The sequence below is a fragment of the Pseudomonas fluorescens genome (assembly GCF_902497875.1).
Classification (GTDB): Bacteria; Pseudomonadota; Gammaproteobacteria; order Pseudomonadales; family Pseudomonadaceae; genus Aquipseudomonas; species Aquipseudomonas fluorescens_BR.
On sequence record NZ_CABVHY010000048.1, the window covers coordinates 18,003 to 35,100 of the forward strand.

13 protein-coding genes and 1 pseudogene are annotated in these 17,098 nt (G+C 55.0%); 9 read left to right on the top strand and 5 right to left on the bottom strand.

Going from position 1 to position 17,098, the window contains the following annotated elements; genetic code table 11:
• Positions 1-259 precede the first annotated feature (259 nt).
• Positions 260-6,115 (bottom strand): DUF3320 domain-containing protein, encoded by a 5,856-nt coding sequence (locus F8N85_RS31200; RefSeq protein ID WP_150807284.1) that lies wholly within the window; start codon positions 6,113-6,115, stop codon positions 260-262.
• Positions 6,116-6,395: 280 nt separating this feature from the next.
• On the bottom strand, positions 6,396-8,150 hold the full coding sequence (locus tag F8N85_RS31205) for a L,D-transpeptidase family protein (protein WP_150807285.1): 1,755 nt from the start codon (positions 8,148-8,150) through the stop codon (positions 6,396-6,398).
• Between the two features lie 81 nt (positions 8,151-8,231).
• Between F8N85_RS31205 and F8N85_RS31210 the strand changes: the two genes are divergently transcribed.
• The 5 genes and pseudogenes from F8N85_RS31210 to F8N85_RS31230 all read left to right on the top strand — a co-directional run bounded on the left by F8N85_RS31210 (position 8,232) and on the right by F8N85_RS31230 (position 12,913).
• A complete protein-coding gene (locus F8N85_RS31210) occupies positions 8,232-8,936 on the top strand; it encodes a murein L,D-transpeptidase catalytic domain family protein (RefSeq protein WP_150807286.1) in 705 nt (234 codons plus the stop codon).
• Between the two features lie 310 nt (positions 8,937-9,246).
• Positions 9,247-10,725 carry a DUF1254 domain-containing protein gene (locus tag F8N85_RS31215; protein WP_150807287.1) on the top strand — a complete coding sequence of 493 codons (1,479 nt, stop codon included), beginning with the start codon at positions 9,247-9,249 and terminating at the stop codon, positions 10,723-10,725.
• A 581-nt stretch (positions 10,726-11,306) separates the two neighbouring features.
• Positions 11,307-11,516 (top strand): hypothetical protein, encoded by a 210-nt coding sequence (locus F8N85_RS31220; protein ID WP_149629806.1) that lies wholly within the window; start codon positions 11,307-11,309, stop codon positions 11,514-11,516.
• A gap of 111 nt (positions 11,517-11,627) precedes the next feature.
• A pseudogene (locus F8N85_RS31225) lies at positions 11,628-11,939 on the top strand (outer membrane protein transport protein); the annotation flags it as partial.
• A gap of 164 nt (positions 11,940-12,103) precedes the next feature.
• Positions 12,104-12,913, top strand: a complete 810-nt coding sequence (locus tag F8N85_RS31230) for a DUF2092 domain-containing protein (protein WP_150807289.1) — start codon at positions 12,104-12,106, stop codon at positions 12,911-12,913.
• Between the two features lie 253 nt (positions 12,914-13,166).
• Here the strand turns inward: F8N85_RS31230 and F8N85_RS31240 are convergent, their stop codons facing one another.
• Both F8N85_RS31240 and F8N85_RS31245 read right to left on the bottom strand, forming a co-directional pair.
• Positions 13,167-13,682 carry a DUF2514 family protein gene (locus F8N85_RS31240; RefSeq protein ID WP_150807290.1) on the bottom strand — a complete coding sequence of 172 codons (516 nt, stop codon included), beginning with the start codon at positions 13,680-13,682 and terminating at the stop codon, positions 13,167-13,169.
• The gene (locus F8N85_RS31245) at positions 13,679-14,104 is read right to left on the bottom strand and encodes a cell wall hydrolase (RefSeq protein ID WP_150807291.1); all 426 of its coding nucleotides are present in this window, start codon (positions 14,102-14,104) and stop codon (positions 13,679-13,681) included. The genes F8N85_RS31240 and F8N85_RS31245 overlap by 4 nt, the downstream gene beginning before the upstream one ends.
• A gap of 568 nt (positions 14,105-14,672) precedes the next feature.
• Between F8N85_RS31245 and F8N85_RS31250 the strand changes: the two genes are divergently transcribed.
• On the top strand, positions 14,673-15,149 hold the full coding sequence (locus tag F8N85_RS31250) for a hypothetical protein (RefSeq protein ID WP_150807292.1): 477 nt from the start codon (positions 14,673-14,675) through the stop codon (positions 15,147-15,149).
• A gap of 35 nt (positions 15,150-15,184) precedes the next feature.
• Positions 15,185-15,775 (top strand): DUF4214 domain-containing protein, encoded by a 591-nt coding sequence (locus tag F8N85_RS31255; RefSeq protein WP_150807293.1) that lies wholly within the window; start codon positions 15,185-15,187, stop codon positions 15,773-15,775.
• Between the two features lie 16 nt (positions 15,776-15,791).
• Here the strand turns inward: F8N85_RS31255 and F8N85_RS31260 are convergent, their stop codons facing one another.
• Complete coding sequence (locus F8N85_RS31260) at positions 15,792-15,971, bottom strand: hypothetical protein (RefSeq protein WP_191636301.1); 180 nt, start codon at positions 15,969-15,971, stop codon at positions 15,792-15,794.
• Between the two features lie 72 nt (positions 15,972-16,043).
• Between F8N85_RS31260 and tnpB the strand changes: the two genes are divergently transcribed.
• Together tnpB and F8N85_RS31270 are read left to right on the top strand one after the other, a co-directional pair.
• A complete protein-coding gene (gene tnpB, locus F8N85_RS31265) occupies positions 16,044-16,403 on the top strand; it encodes an IS66 family insertion sequence element accessory protein TnpB (RefSeq protein WP_019412232.1) in 360 nt (119 codons plus the stop codon).
• Positions 16,404-16,421: 18 nt separating this feature from the next.
• Positions 16,422-17,098, top strand: a 677-nt coding sequence (locus F8N85_RS31270) for an IS66 family transposase (RefSeq protein WP_150803925.1), incomplete at its 3' end; no start/stop codon positions are given.

Sequence of the window (17,098 nt, forward strand, 5' to 3'; positions counted from 1 at the left end):
TGGGAATTTGTGGCGAGGGGGCTTGTCGGAACGCCGCACCGCCCCGTTGGGTCGCGAAGCGGCCCTAAAACCTGCGATCACATTTCATCAGGCACACCGCATTCACAGGTTTTGCGACTGCTACGTCCGAGCCCGGACCGGCCCATCGGGGGCAAGCCCCCTCGCCACAGGTGCGATGTTCGTTGCTAAACGTCTTAACTGACTGGCATCAGACAAGAATGTCCCCGAATAAACTGTTGAATCAGTAAAAAACCACGACTTATCCCGCAGCTACTTTAATGACTTGCTCGATACGCTCACGCGCAGCGCCTGTAAGCCGTTTGATACCTAACACCCTGGCTATTTCAAGGGGCCTGTCAGAAGCCTGAATCAACGAAGCCAAGGTAAGGAGCTCTTCCGCGGCGATTTCCTCTACAGACCTGGCATCATCAAAAGTCGCAGGAATGCGATAGCTGTTCCAGACAGCGATATCACATTGCGCTCGCCATACAAACTGCCCATCGACGGGATCGTTTTTCAGATGATGATGCTGTTCGGTAAGGTCCAACACGCGATCACGAATCAATCGGCCCGTGCGCTGAAAACCATGGGCCCGTGCAACGCGCTGCACCAGTAATGAATCGAGTATCGGAGCCTCTTGAATCAAGACATGCTCGATCAGCTCGGCAAGGACCTGGTTGTACTCTTGCGAGTAGAAATCATCGGCCTTTATCCGATCACTCAGACCACTAAAATCCGTCACCCGGTATTCACTTCGGATCGCAGTAACCGGTGAAACTTCACCTGGTCCAGCACTTTTCAGCTCTGCCAAAACAGGATCGGCATTAGCTGTGGGCAGCTTGGCTGGCACTACTGGCGGAGTCTGCGCTGCCATCTCGATGGGCACACTTTCCTCAACTAGCGAAAGCTGAGGCGAATGGTCTGGCGCAACAGGTTCCACTTCGATCGCCCTGCTTGAACGGGAGCTTTCAAGCAAAGCCTCCAGGGCAGCGTGCAAACGATCCAGTGCGCCCGCTTTATCAATCCACCATTCAGTCGACCAGAGCCGCACAAGGTTCCAGCCCAAGCCCTTGAGAATCGCGCTGCGTACCTTGTCTCGATCCCTGGCGGTCGCTGCACTGTGATAAGTCGCGCCATCACACTCAACGCCGACCAGGTAGTCGCCGGGCCTGTCCGGATGGACGATTCCAAGATCGATACGGAAACGAGAAACGCCGATCTGTGGCACCACTTGCCAGCCCTTTCGCCTGAGGCCTTGAGCAACGGCCTCTTCAAATGGCGAATCATATCCACCCACCGATCCCTGTACTGCCTCAGCCAACGCTCGCGGCCCACGCTGGGCGAACTCGATAAAATGTTTCAAGTCACGCACCGCTCGAGCGTTGGTGCGATTCAGGTCAATCATGGACGAGTCAAATGAGGAAAACACCAGCATCTCACGCCGTGCGCGGGTGATGGCGACGTTCAGTCGACGCCATCCACCTTCCTTGTTGAGCGGGCCAAAGTTCATCGACATCACTTGGGCCCCCGGCTCAGTCGGGCCATAACCAATACCCAGCATGATCAGGTCACGCTCGTCGCCCTGTACTGTTTCAAGATTTTTGACAACGACCGGCTCCGGGAGATCATCCTGAAAGAACGCTTCAATGTGCGGGTGTTGCTGGCGTGCCTTGTCCAGGAGATCAGTAATCAGTCTTTGCTGATCGGTATTGAGGGTGATGATCCCGATCGAATGCCCGGCCGCCACAAAAGCAGGATCAGTCAACCGCTTCACTGTTTCAGCGACGATGGCTTCCGCTTCCGCCTGGTTATGCCGGCCTTTGCCTTTCGCGTAGACACCCTCTACTCGACGCCATTCAACGGCGCTTGCGCGCGTTTGCGCGGCAGGGAAGGTAATCAGGTTACTGTCGTAGTAACGATGATTGGAGAAGGCAATCAAACTCTCATGGCGGCTTCGGTAGTGCCAACTGAGGCTATGGCTGGGAATCCCTGCACCCAGGCACTCGTCCAGGATGCTTTCCATGTCCTCTGCCGTATCATCATCTTCGGATGCAGAGGCTCCACGGTTGAAAAAGTTGGTCGGCGGCATTTGTCGAGGGTCACCGGCGATGACCACCTGCTTGCCTCTCGCGATGGAGCCAATGGCATCCCATGGGGCAATCTGGGACGCCTCATCAAAAATGACCAGATCAAAAAGCGCCTGATCAGGCGGTAGATATTGCGCAATGGACAGCGGGCTCATCAGCATGCACGGAGCCAGCTTGGTCATTGCATCGCCCATTTCCACTGCAAGCTGGCGTACCGGTTTGTGGCGTCGCGATTTTTGCAGTTCATGTTTGAGGATACCGAAACCACCTTGCTTGCCAATGTCGTTCCTGGACGGAATCAGACCGCACAGTTTTGCCCGCACATAACGAACCGTCAGCCTGGAAAGCTCGTCATCCAGTCGGCCAAATGCCTCAATATCACTGATATGCTCGGCTGGAACGAAATTACGCAGCAGTGGCTCCGAATCAATCACGACCGTTGCGAACCATCGGGCGTAAGCCGTTTCGAAAGCGTCGCTGGTTCCACCTTCGGGCAGCGCATTGAGGGTCAGCGCCTCTGTAAGCGGTTGCAAACCGAGCGCTATCGCCTCCTCCCGAACCCTGGACCAATCGCACCAGGCCTTGAGCTTCGTCTCTTGCTCGACGATGGCGTTGGCCGTATTGAGCAGTGGCTCGAGCATGACCTTGGCATCAACGGAGTTGCCCGCAAGCTCGTTAAACCGTCCAGCTAGCTGATTGAAACGAGAAAGAGCGTCCTTCAGTTGATGCAAAGCCGAGTCGATAAACCCGCCTCCACCGAGCAACTCATTGGCCTCGACGACCAATTTTGCCGTGGTGCTGCGCAGGGCAATCAGATCCTCGGGAGAACTCGAGAGCACACTGATCATGGCGCGGATGCGCTCACTGAGCTCAACCGAGGCGGTGATGAGCGACGTGTCACTGGATACGCCATTGCACCCGGGTATTGATACCAGGTCTGCGGATAGAGCATCCAGAGACATCAACAGGCTACGCATTTTGAAAAGCTTGGGCAGGTCAGACCCGGTATCCGGCAGTCCGGACACACGGCCTTCGGCAGCCAAATGCTTCGTCACTTTGTTCTTTTCCAGCGTCGCAAAAATCCAGAATTTTCGCTGCGCTTGTTGCCAATCGTTGTTTATTTGCTCGAGATTGAGCCCACGGCAGGCCTCTTGCCCATACGGTAACGACAGTGATTGCTCTATCGTTCGATATTCATCTAAAAGCTGAACGGCTCGCTTCGCCGCAACGACTTTCGCCTTCACATTGAGCGTGAAGGCAAACGTCAGATCCAGACCATTGGCGTCGATCAGCAGTGATACGAATGTGGCCAACCGGTCAATGTCGTCGCTCTGTGCAACCGGTAGCGAGAGATGGGTTGCTTCAAGCAGGCTGGCGCTCGCCGCCTTCAATTGCTGGATCGCCCCAAGCAGCGCGCGTGCGCTGGCAACGATCGCCTCTTGCCAACCGTTCGACCACTCAGTACGAGACAACAACCCAAAGTGACTGGAAAGGTCCCGCGCCGCCTGACGGTTAAGATCAAGGCGCCTCGTTACGTCGCGAAACTGCGCGTACATGACGGCGTCATGCACTGTTCCTGCAGGCCAGGCCAGACGAGGCGTGGCTGAAGTTCCGTCACGAACGACACGACCAATCGCCTGATGCACCGATAAGCCATTGGGCCAACGCCGATGCAATAGCTCAACGACCGCGTTCAGTTTATTTCGCAGTTTGAGTATTTTCGCCGTTTCTCCAGCCCACTCTTCAGCCGTCAGCGTGTCACGCACGTCCCAGGCACGCTCCAATTGCTTGAGCACTTCGACTTTGGAAGTCTTGCTCGAGTGGAGTTCCAGGCAGAACTCACCTAAACCCTGTGCTTCCAGCCGACGATAGACAACATCCAGAGCCGCCATTTTCTCGGCGACAAACAGCACCCTACGCCCCAAGGCCAGGTTATGAGCAATCATATTGGCAATGGTTTGCGACTTTCCGGTTCCGGGTGGTCCGTCGAGTACAAAGTCACACCCACTGGCCGAAGCGACTACGGCCGCAAGCTGGGAAGAGTCCGCGGGCAATGGCGTAAACAAATGTGCCGGATCGACTTTGGCATCCAGTTCATCAGGTCGTGGAAACTCGCCTGACGAGGTGAATCCTGCTCCGCCTGCCGGGCGCTCCAGCAAATGCTTGACCAGAGGGCTTTGCAGAAGCTGTTCGGAACGAGCAGCCAAGTCCTGCCACATCAGATATTTGGCAAAGGAGAAGGTGCCCAGGACCAGTTCGGTCGTCACCTCAAACCCAGGAACATCCCGGACGGCCCGTCTCACTGTATTCCAGATACCGACAACATCGATGCCGCGCTCATCGGTAGGCAGCTCTCCTTCCAATCCTGGAATCACCAGTTCAAAGTCGTGGCGCAGCAGCTCAAGCAAGGTCAAATTAAAGCGCGGCTCATCCTCAAGCAGAGTCATCGTCACGCCAGACAACGCACTCTTTCGATCAAGTTTGACCGGCAGCAATATCAGTGGCGCCGAATAGGTTTTTGGGTCGTCTGCAGATTTTTTCCACTTCAGAAACCCGATAGCCAAGAACAGTGTGTTAGCGCCACCTTCGTCAAGATCGCTACGCGCCTTGCGATACAGGTCGATCAAGGCAACTTCGAGCTTGCTCTTCTCTAAGGTGGCCAGCACCTCGCCGCGTGTTAAAGCGCTACGCGCATACTCATCGCGTAAATTCTCTCGATTCTGCTGCTCATAAAGCGCCGCATCTCTACCTCCTGCTTCCAGATCAGGTATTGAGACGATCCGTATGCGCTTGCCACTGGCCAGTTGATCTTCCAGTTCAGCAGGATCCGGGCATACCAGACGAACACCTTTTGCACTCTCGGGTAAGTGCAAAAGCCGGTTACGCGTCGTGAGGTCCAATAGCTTTCTTTGCCAGAGCGTGAGCTTTCCCGCGGGACTATCGACTTCAGCAGTTATTTCCACGTCAAAGCCCGGAAGAACAGGTGCATCCTCCAATGCCTCGAATGCCTGCGGCTCATTACTGTCGTCAACCTTTAGCGACGTTGATGACATCGCCAGAGGGCGAATGCGTTGCATCCGGGCACGGTGTATATCAATCGCCATGATGAAATCATCATCATTGATCTGGCGCTCGGCATTGAACACGGCTTGGCTAAAGCTTGGTACAGGCATCTGGGTTGCCAGCGTGGTTTCAAAAACCAGAACTTCTTTGAGATCGATGCGTTTGCGTACCGCCGAAGCTTCGTCAGTGATGAGTTGAGAAAACTCCTGGGGCTGCAGCCACACACCAACAAACGCGTGCCCCTTGGTCAGAATCAATAACGCATTTAGCCCTGCTTGCTCCAGCGCCGCCGCAAAAAGCAATGCGATGTCCAGACAAGTCGCCACGCCACCTTCCAGAATCAAACCAGGCGTGCGTACCTTCTGTCCTTGAGTTTCAAAACTCGCGGGAGGCACGGCATAGCTCAGCCTGAGGCCACAAACGGCTGACCATATAGCTGAAGCCAGCTCCCAGGTTCTGGTTCTCGATTGGCTGGAATACCCGTCAATGCCGTCTTTCTTTCCTGCACGACGCAGCACGTCAGCAGCAGACTTCAATACCCGATCTACCGCGGGATCATTGGGCATGGCAAACGCCGGCAAAAGCTCCGGCATGGAAAGGAGCCCTCCCCATTCATTTTTCGCCAGAAGTTCCACGGGAAAAGACTGGCTATACAGCACTTCGTCATTACAACTGAGACGCAGAATGACACTCGCGTTAAGACTTTCAGCAAGGTCCGCCAAATACCCGGCATTGAGATTCAGGTTGCGCTCGGTAATGTGAAGACTGGAGTCTTTGCTCAGACGGTCAAGACGCCAGGTCCGCGCTTCCAGAAATGGCGGATCGGCAACGAGTTCAAGAACAAGATCGTTGTAATCGGTATCACCATCGTTGAGCACAGCAAGCTCGCGCATCACTGGCACAGCATTTTGGTGGGAGGCAAAGCCGATTTTGCTGGCAATCACTCCTTCGATCTTGATGGTCATTAACCATTACTCCATGGTGAACTCAGTCACGCTTATCTGAAAAGTGCTGCAATAAAAGACGGCGCATAGTCACCGACATGCCTTTTTTTTGAAACCGCTTTCTGTCGAAATCAAACCTGTGAGCACACACCTCTTAAACGACTGCGGACGAACGCCTCAGCCACCCGGCTACTCTGAATGCAACCGAATATCGATATAGGAAAAAGGCGACAGATTTATCTTTTTGCTGCTCGACGCCGCCCCTATAGAGGCTAGAAAAACAAATCCGTTCCCTTTTCCCCTATGGCTTGTTTTGCGTCGCCACTACAGCCGGGAGCCCTGCTCGCGGCATATCCAGAACAGGCAACTCCGAAGGCAGATTCAACGCCCGCAATACGGCTAAATCGTGCCCATATACATCGGGTTTAAACGCCACTCGCCCATCCTCCTTCAAATCCACCGTCCAATAGGCCAGTAACACCGGCACTTTCACCGGGAGCCTGATGTTTTCTGTCTTGCCGCTGGCCAACTGCGCCTGAATCGCGGCGCTGTTCCAGCGAACCGGGTCGTTGAACAACAGTTCTACCAACTGCAGCGGGTTCTCGACCCTGATGCAGCCGGAGCTGGTGGCGCGGCGTGATTGAGCGAACAACTCCCGATGTGGGGTGTCATGCAGATAAATCGCATATTCATTGGGAAAACGAATCACCACCTGACCGAGGGAGTTGTCAGGGCCCGCATCCTGACGGAGCGTAATGCCGCGCGGGTTGTTCCAATCGATGGTCGACGGATCGACGACATTCCCTTGTCTATCGATGGCTCGAATAAGGTTGGCGTCCAGGTAATGCGGATCTTTTCGAATTTTGGGGAGCATGTCTTTGACGAGAATCGTCGGGGGCACTGTCCAGGTCGGATTGAAGGTGATGTAAGTAATCTCGGACTGAAATACCGGCGTACTGCGAAATGGTTTACCGACCTGTACCCGAGAACGCCAGATAGCCTTGCCGTCGCGATAGAGCGCGACCTTGTACCCGGCGATGTCAACGATAACGAAGGTTCCCTGAAGCTTGTACAGCAACCAACGCGCCCGCTCCATGTTGACTCGAACCTGGTCTATCCGAGCCTCGATGGGTACATTCAGCGCAGCGAGTGTGCCCGCTCCCGCGACACCGTCCACTGGCAGGTATTGCTCGGCTTGAAACCGTTTAACCGCAGTCGTTACGCTAGCGTCATAGTCAATCCGCGTGGTCATTTGCTCGGCCAGATAACCGGCAGCGGTCAATCGGGCTCGCAACTGCGCGACTGAGGCGTCGAGCACTCCTGGTTTGAGCACCTGCCCCGCGGTAATCTGCGGCCACCCGCCGATATCTCGAACCTCGCGCAGCCGCGCCAACCCCTCTCGCAACGTGCCATAAAGCGCTTCCTGTGGCGGCGCTTGATCGAACGCACGGGCTACGTCGTGGGCGTCGAGTGCATCGAAGAAGGCTTTGACATCTTCACGAGGATCGACGTCGACCGGGTCGAAGTTCCAGTGTATTTCCAGGCGATAAGGGTCGACTTTACCGCGCCGCAACTGCAGCAACGCCGTGATGTAAGTCTGGGTGGCCGCTATATCAAAGGCCGCGCGCTGTGCGGGGGTTGGCAGCTCTGTGGGCATCGACGCCCCGGCCTTGGCCAGATCATCAATACGGAAATCAGCAGGGTCCAGACCGTCGGCCTGAGTATCGTTCAGGCGCTTCAACAGCTGGGCGACATCGCTACCGTCTGTCCAGGCAGCACGAAAGCCTCGCTGAGCGTAAAAATCGACGACCGCGCGACTGACATCCACACGCTGGTGGCGCGGCGAGACGGCGGGTAGAGGGGAAGGCGTTGAGCCACCCAGGGCGAGAAGGGCCTGGACCGCCTGAGCCACCGGGTCGTTCGGCGCAACGTCAATGACGCCGGGTGATGGCGTTGTCGGCAAAATCGGCGAAGCGTGCGCTGTCGCCGAGCTGCAGATCAGAAGTCCCATCACAAAAACGCGGCTTAACCTGGATACATTTGATAGCTGCCGCATGGATAATCCTTAATTTCCCGTACATAAGGGCTAGCATCCGTCACACTGCTAGACTGGTACAACTCGCGATGAGATACGCACATGCCGCTAGACCGCTTTGGCTTTTTAATGAAAGCCATGCTTCTGCTGTCCATTTCAGTGGAAGCAGCCTACGCCGATTCGCTCGAAGCCGCGCTGGTCAAAGCGGCTCCAGACGCTAACGCCAAGGTTATCGCGCTGGCCGTACGTGCCTCTCAGTGCAGCCTGGCGCAAGGCGCAGCACCCGCGCAAAGGCTCGCGGTGATCGACTATTCCCTGCCCTCGACCGAACAGCGGTTGTGGGTTTTTGACCTGAAACAGCGCAAATTACTCTTTCACGAACTGGTCGCCCATGGTCGAAACAGCGGCGAAAATATGGCCGTTCAATTTTCCAACCAAAATGAAAGCAACGCCACCAGCCTTGGCCTGTACAGGACAGCTTCAAGCTATAACGGTCAAAATGGCTACTCCTTGCGCATGGAAGGATTGGAACCCGGTTTCAATGACCGTGCATTCGACCGGGCCATCGTTATCCATGGGGCGCCGTATGTCAGTCGTGATCTGGCGCGGGCGAACGGCCGTATTGGCAGGAGCCTGGGTTGCCCAGCGGTGCGCCCTGCCATTGCCCATAAACTGATCGACTCAATGAAAGAGGGTCAGTTACTGTTTTCTTATTATCCTGATCGGCAGTGGCTGAAATCGTCTTCGTTTATCAATTGCGATAAGTCGACTGTGGCGGATGTGTCCAAACCGACTGACGGTTATTAAATGATTTCGGGTCGAAGCCCGGCGTTCACAATTTTTTCACGTTTCGGCGCGTAGTGTTGCTCCTGCTCCTCGCAAGATCTGAAAGCCCGCTAATCCCCATCGCGGGCTTTTCTTTGCCTGAAATTTGGTAAAGATACCTATCGCAACCGCCAGCAGGCGGCGGTCTGCGTTGGGCCTCATGCACCAGAAGCCTGCTTTCGCACCCACATCACCTATGCTCATGAAGGTAAATCGGCCGGAGCCCTTGGCGAGTCCAATAGCCTTCAGGACGCCGAGAGCACAGATGACAATGAAGCGGAGCAGCGCAACGATGAAACCTGACTATTCAGCCTGCATGAAATGGGTCGCTATCTTTGCTGTTGCGTCGACCCTGATTGCTGGCTGCGACAAGAAAGAAAAGCCCATCGCCCAGGCCGAAAAGAAAGACGTGGCTCAGGGTATCGCCGCGCCAAGCATCACCGAGACCAAGGCCATTGCCGAGGAGGCCTTCATCTACGGCCTGCCCATCGTGATGAACTACGCGGTGATGTATGAATTCGCCGTGGACACCAAGTCCAGCCAGTTCAAAGCGCCCTTCAACCAGATCAACAACCAGCGCCACGTTGCGACCTATGAAGACACGGCGGTCGTCACGCCGAACAGTGACACGCCTTACTCGATGCTCTGGCTCGATCTGCGCGCGGAGCCGATGGTGATCTCGGTACCGGCAGTACCAAAGAAGCGCTACTACTCGGTGCAGTTGATCGACGGCAACACCTACAACTATGGCTACATCGGCAACCGCGCCACGGGAAGCGAGCCGGGTGATTACCTGGTGGTCGGCCCCGACTGGACAGGCCAGACGCCCGCAGGGATCAAAAAGGTGTTTACCTCGACGACCCCCTTCTCGCTCACCGTCATTCGCACCCAACTCTTTAATCCCAAAGACATGCCAAACGTGGAGAAGGTGCAGGCGGGATACAAAGCGCAACCCCTTTCCGCCTACCTCAAACAACCCGCGCCACCGGCCGCACCGACCATCGATTTCCTTCCAGCCAACACCCCAGGGATCAAGGCGAACTTCTACGAGTACCTGAACGCCGCCTTGCAGTTCGTCCCACAGACCCCGGAAGACAAGGATGTCCGGGCCAGACTCGCGACTATCGGCATCGGACCGGGCAAGACCTTTGAGTTCAAGGAGCTCTCGCCAGAACACAAGACTGCCGTCCTGCTGGGCATGAAGGAAGCCGATGATAAAGTCGAGAAGTGGCTGTCCAGCGGAATGAAAAACATCAACGGCTGGAGCGTCGGCTCGATGTTTGGCGACCGCGCTTTCTTCAATGGCGACTGGCTCAAACGTGCCGGCGCGGCCAAGGGCGGTCTCTTCGGCAACGATGCCGCGGAAGCCGTGTACCCGTTTGCCCGCGTGGACGCAACGGGCGAAATGCTCGACGCCAGCAAGCACAACTACACCATCACCTTCCCCGCCGGACAACTGCCGCCGGTGAATGCCTTCTGGTCGGTGACGATGTATGACCGCACGAGCCAACTGTTGATCAAGAACCCGATCAATCGCTACCTGATCAACTCACCGATGTTATCCGGGATGAACAAGAATAAGGATGGATCGTTGACCCTCTACATCCAGAAGGACTCTCCCGGTAAGGCAAAGGAAGCCAATTGGTTGCCTGCGCCGAATGACACTATTTATCTGGTGATGCGGTTGTATTGGCCTAAAGACACGTCACCGTCGATTTTGCCGCCTGGGGGCGGGACGTGGCAGCCGCCGGGGGTGGTGGTGGCGAAATAGGGATGTGTGGAGGTCGTGGGCTCGGGGCCGGTTGAGACGGCCCGATGCAGCTAGATATCGCTTCAACTACCAATACTCTATCAGGCCGCTTCAGCGTGTCGCCGATGATGGATCGAAGCTACTGTAATAAAAACTTGTTATATTTCAGTTCGATAGAGACAGATAAATCCTTGCTGTAGCAAAAATTAAGCAGAGAGGCGGGGGTACCCCTCAGAAGGGCAATTTTTCACGCGAGGGTCCGTCCAATCCATGATATGCCGGACCGGCATCCTGTCAGCCGTTCGAAATAACACCTAGCACCAACAGTGCAACGTGATCCAAACTCATCTAATGCCATATGCCGTTATACCCCTAGCACCCCATGCTGGGAACTTTAGCAACCTAACATGTTGTTTTAAAATAAATTTAACTCACTGCAAGGATGGCAAAACATCCGCTTTTTTGTGCTTATGCAAACGGTAAACCGTGGCCTGCAGCGGAGGTTTTGCGCACAACTCTCCCGGCATCCTGCCAACCTCTTCCCCCTTCCCCTCACACCTTATCGCCGGCTGCTAAGCTGAAATCTCAACGGGGGATCTGCGATGCCAAACTCTGACCTGCTCCCTTCCCTGCTATTCAAGATCAACGAAAACCAACTCGCCCTCGAAGCCGCCATCATGGAGCTTTCAAACTGGGTCGAGGCCCGCGGCTCGGCTGACGTCGCCGACAACGTGCGCGGCGCCCTGGACACCATCGATAAGAACGAAGAGTTCATCAAGCTGACGCTAGCGGTACTGATGACACCAGAGTGATCGCTCACAGGCAGAAATCGGCCAGCAGCAGATATGAGCGGGCTCACTACCTTTGTGACAAAGGCGATCAGCTAGTTTGTTTCAGCGTTTGCCAAGTAAAAAGACACATGACACCTGCCCATCGGCGCCCAGAACCAACTCACGCCTAAACTGCGGGTGAACATTGGTGTGGCCTATGATTCATCGGCGGTGGACGACAAGGACCGTACGGTTGACAACCTAATGGGCGACACTTGGCGTCTGGTAACCGGATTCAGCTACGCAGTGGACGACTCTCTGGATCTGCACATGAGTTACACCCTGGTTTGGCTGGGCGACATGGACGTGCAGCAAACCAAAAGCCGTTCCGGCGGCACAGTATCAGGCGGATACTCCGCCGCCGCCCTGCATGTCGTTGGTGGCGGAGCCGTCTGGCGCTTTTAACCGGTGCGATTGTCAGATTCGAGCGTGCTGATTTCTGCTATCAGCGAACGCTTTGAATCTGATACCGGATGAATGGTCGGGCAAAATACGGCGAAGCAATCATGATGCGACTAGCGTTATGTATCCGTACTGCCATCCCGGCATACATATAGCGGTGACTTGCAATGGATAAGATCGCCCGAAAATTGATCATCCCCTCCGTAGCCCGCATTACCGGAGCGGGACTTTCCCTAATCGCCGGATTGGGCATAACTCAAGCGGCACATGCCGATGAGGCCTATGCCAAAAGCCAACTCAAGAACATGTCCGACTATATGTCAGCGCAAAAAAACATATCGTTCAATTATGACACCATTCTTGAAGTCGTCACTAAAGATCAGCAAAAACTGGCCTTGGCAGGCTCCGGTGCTGTGTCGATCAACCGGCCTGACAAGCTGCACACTACACGTTCCAGCGGCTTTGCAGACATGGAAATGTTGTTTGATGGCAAGACGCTCACGTTGATTGGTAAAGGTAAAAATATTTACACGCAGATCGAGGTTCCGGGCACGCTTGACCATCTGTTCGATGTACTACGGGATAAATACGACAGGCCACTTCCCGGCGCTGACCTGTTCATGTCAAACCCTCAAGATCAATTGATGGCAGACGTGACCAACATCAAAGACTTGGGCAGCGGTGTTATTGGCGGTGTCGAATGCGATCACCTGGCTTTCAGGAAGAAAGAGGTGGATTGGCAAATATGGATTGCCCAGGGCGAGCGGCCCTACCCTTGCCGTTACTCCGTTACGTCAAAAAAGGTTGCCGGTGGTCCGCAGTACAGCATTCAGCTAAGCGACTGGAAAAGCGGCGATACCGTTGCGCCTGAAGATTTCGCTTTTAATAACTCAACGAATGCCAAAAAAATCGAGTTGAAAGACCTGCCCAACGCCGAGGACTTACCGAGCAACTTTGTGCGAGGAAAAACCAAATGAACCTCTTGATGAAATCATGCGGCTTTCTTCTGGCTGGATTCGTCCTGATGTGTGCGCTGGAGCTGGGAGAGACCTTGTCGATCCCTGGAGTACACAGTTTGATTCCCCAGGCAGAGGCTGTGGTCGGGCGTCCACTCACACCCGTAAGTGTTGCTGGCGTAGCGAGGCGCACGGCACGGCGAAATTAAGGCACTTTCCAACGGGATTCTTCTCGTCGTCACCTCTCCGGTGTCCTGCCGACCGAACACAATCCCTATTTTCCAAGTCCGTCATACGCCTGCTCACACGTCACTCCCCTTCCTCGGCGTTGATCAGCATCCGCCGCCAGCTCTCCCGCTCGCTGGTCAGCGCGCTTGAACACGTCGGCAAGCACCATTGTGGCGCGGGTAGCTGCCTGGCTTGCGGCGGCAGTGCAGGAATGGCCGCTGCCTTCGCTGGTTGCGAGGCGACGGGCAAGGTCGTCGGCTGCACCCCGCAGGCTGCCAGCAGAAGCGCGAGCGGCATCAGCATCAGCAGTCGCTTGATCGAGACGTTGTTGTCCATTTTGGATTGCCTTGTTGATTGACTGTTGGCGGGCTTGTTCTTTGGTGCGCTCACTGGCTTCGTTCGCCAGCTTCGCGTCGGCGTCCCGGGTGTCGCGAGCATTCCACTCTGCCTGCCATTCGGCGTCCTTCACCGACAGGCCGTGGTGATAGGCGCCGAACAGCAGAGCACCGACAGCCAGCACCGCTGCTATGTAAGGAAGGATGCGCAGCCAGATGGATGTCATGGCACATCCCTGAAAAAGATGTGGTGCCCGAGCTTCAGCATCAGCTTCGCTCCCACAGTCCAGTTCGGAGCCTTCGGCATGGTCGTCGCGTAATAGTGGGTCGCGCCACCGGTAGGATCTGGCGCGGTACCGGCGATCACCTGGTCGGCAGCGCGCTGCGCCTGGGCGAACTGCCCGGCCGGGATCGGCTTGCTCCCGCTGAGGTAGGCGAAGTTCGGGTCGTTCTTGTTCCAGCAACTGAACTGCCAGGCCTTCAGGCACACGCCGGCATAGCCCTCGCCCCACCAGGACTTGGTCTTGCCGTCGTTCACGCGGTTGCGGATCGTCCAGGCTACGGCTATTTGCCCGGCAAATCCCTCCCCGCGGGCCTCGCCCCACAGCGTGCGGGCGAGGATGTCGCGGTCTTTCTCTGTGGCAGTCATACTTTTCTCCAGACGAAAAAAAGCCCAGCGCTGGACTGGGCTATGTGATCACCCAAATATGGGCGGTATCGGATCATCAAGACATCGCTCGATACGTTCGCGCATTTCTGGGCTGACGTGCGATAGAGCAAGCTCAAGCTGGCGTTTTTGGCTTGGGCCATTCAATCGCTCGAATGCCTCAATAAGGCCTGCTGCCTCTGCATCAGATATACCCATGCTGCGATCTCCCAATAGCCCAAATAGTGAGACTGCAGCATGGCATCACGACAGTGCGAGCAGGCACAAAAAAACCGCTCAAGGCGGCCGGGATAGCTGGAATGTGTAGTCGATAGGTTATGAAAGTACCTCCAGCGTTTGTAGCTTCAGCAGGACCACCTCAACGGTCGGCAGCTCACGTCCGATAGCAAACGCTAAGTCAGCGATTAGCGTTTGACTTCCATGCTGCCTGTTCCTCAAGGTGGTGATACTGCGTCTCCACAGATGGCCCTTCATTGCCATAGCTTGCGGAATAGCCATTATTTAGCCATCATTGCAGTAGATTCTTATTTACTATACCAGGAAAAAAAAGATGGATCTTAATGACTCCCAAGCCAGAGCCGCTATTACGGCCTTAACAAGCAAATATTTAAGTCCATACCTTTCTATCTATAGCAATGTAACACCAGATACGTATCTAAGCTTCCAAATGGGAGTCTACAACACTCTAATAAAAGGTGCCCCCTCACACCCGGAAGTATATAAGCTTTCCAACCTTTATGCATTCAAGGCGGTAGCGGTATCAATACTTACTGCGGGCCACTACAGCAAAACCGCCTTTGACACAAACAATCCACTTTACAATCCTGGCGTTTTTGGCGACAAGTATATCGAGAAATATTTATCACCCACGATAATTGTTGATTGGTTAACGCCAAACCTAAATACCCTAGAGCGCCAAAAAATATTTTCAAAGTTTACATCAGGCGAATTAGATCAGAAATCTTTTGTCGCAGCGATAGGGCTGCTTTGGCTAAAGGGCAAGCACTTACGTCTACTACGATCCTAGAAGCTCGAGAAAGTCTCTACGGGGATGATGTTACTTTGGACTCGTCGTTTAGAACAACGATTGCTGACACCGTTGGAACCGACGCCATTGACACCGTTCACATGAACGGAGACGCTTGGGTCTACATAAAGGAATACTCACAGACCGATCACACCTTCACGCTCACTAATGCACAAACATCAAAAGAAACTAAGCTAGTAGGTGTCGAGCGCGTGGAGTTTAACGACGGCAAGCGGCTGGCACTGGATATTGAAGGCAATGCTGGACAAACCTATCGTCTCTACAAGGCGGCGTTTGATCGTGTACCCGATAAAGAAGGTCTTGGCTTCTGGATCGGACAGCTAGACAAAGGCGTCAGCATTGATTCGGTTGCTGCAGGTTTCGTCGCCAGCCAGGAGTTTCAAACCATCAACGGCGCCTCACCGTCGAACCTGCAATTGGTAACAAGCCTCTACCAACACATACTGGGTCGAGCGCCGGATCAATCAGGCTTGGACCTCTGGACGGCGCAACTGGACAACCATGCGCTTGATGCAAGTCATCTGCTTATCAATTTTGCCGAGTCGAACGAGAACAAAATAGCCCTGACCGGCCAAGTCCAATATGGAATCGAGTACGTCGTTTAAGACGATGGGTGGCCGCTTACTGCGGCCACCCCTCCTCCAGCATCTCGGCTGTGATCGAGCCGTCGGCCACCGCACCCAGCAACGCATCCTCGCGGTCAAAGCAGAGCTGAACGTGCTCGCTCACAGCGTCAGCAATCGCCAGCACCTGGGCGGCTGGCAGATCGACGAAACCTTCTGAGGTTTGTAAGCGCTCCATAAACCCCACATTCAAAGTCACCGCCTGATCCCCGATGCTGTGCTCCCGATTCCTTTCCGGAGCCAGCACCTCATGATGCGTCCCGATGCAAAAGTCGAAAAAGTCTATCTCTACCCCAAGCCCGTCGACTTCCGAAAATCCATTGATGGCCTCGCTGCTCTGGTCGAACTGGACATCAAGGTTGCGGTGTTTGACCCGGTGCTTTTCGTGTTCCTCAACAAGCCTCGAAACCGAGTGAAGATTTTGTACTGGGAGCGCAATGGCTTCTGCCTTTGGCTAAAGCGCCTAGAGTCCGAGCGTTTCAAAACATCGCCGGATTGTTCGGATGAGGCCATTGTGCTGACGGTTCAAGAACTCAACTGGTTATTGGACGGTTTTGATTTGTGGCGCAACCGTCCGCATCAAGTTTTGACGCCTCGATTCGTCGCCTGATTCGGTATAATCCAGGGCATGATTTCCATGCCCAAAGACCTTCCTGACGACCCTGTTTTGCTCAAGCAACTGCTTGAGCAAATGCTGAGTGAGCGCGAGTCGGATAAGGGCAAGATCGTTCATCTTGAAGAAGAAAACGCACTGTTGCGTCAGCGCCTTTTCGGGCGCAAGTCAGAGCAGACGGCCGATCCCGCGACGCCGCAAATGGCCTTGTTCAATGAAGCTGAAAGCGTGGCCGAGTCTGTCGACGAAACGGTTGAAGAAGAGGTTGTAGCTCCGACCAAGCGACGGGGCAAACGCAAGCCTCTGCCCGCCGATCTTCCGCGTATCGAAGTCATCCATGAACTGCCCGATCACGAGCTGACCTGCGCCTGCGGTTGCCGTAAACACAGCATTGGCGAGGAAATCAGCGAGCAGCTCGAAATCGTGCCGATGCAAATCCGCGTGATCAAACATGTGCGCAAGGTCTACGGTTGCCGCGATTGCGAAACCGCACCAGTTACAGCGGACAAGCCCGCTCAACTGATTGAAAAAAGCATGGCTAGCCCAAGTGTCCTGGCGATGCTGCTGACGACCAAATACGTCGACGGCCTGCCCCTGCATCGCTTCGAAAAAGTACTCGGTCGCCACGGCGTCGATATTCCACGACAAACCTTGGCGCGCTGGGTTATCCAGTGCGGCGAACACCTGCAACC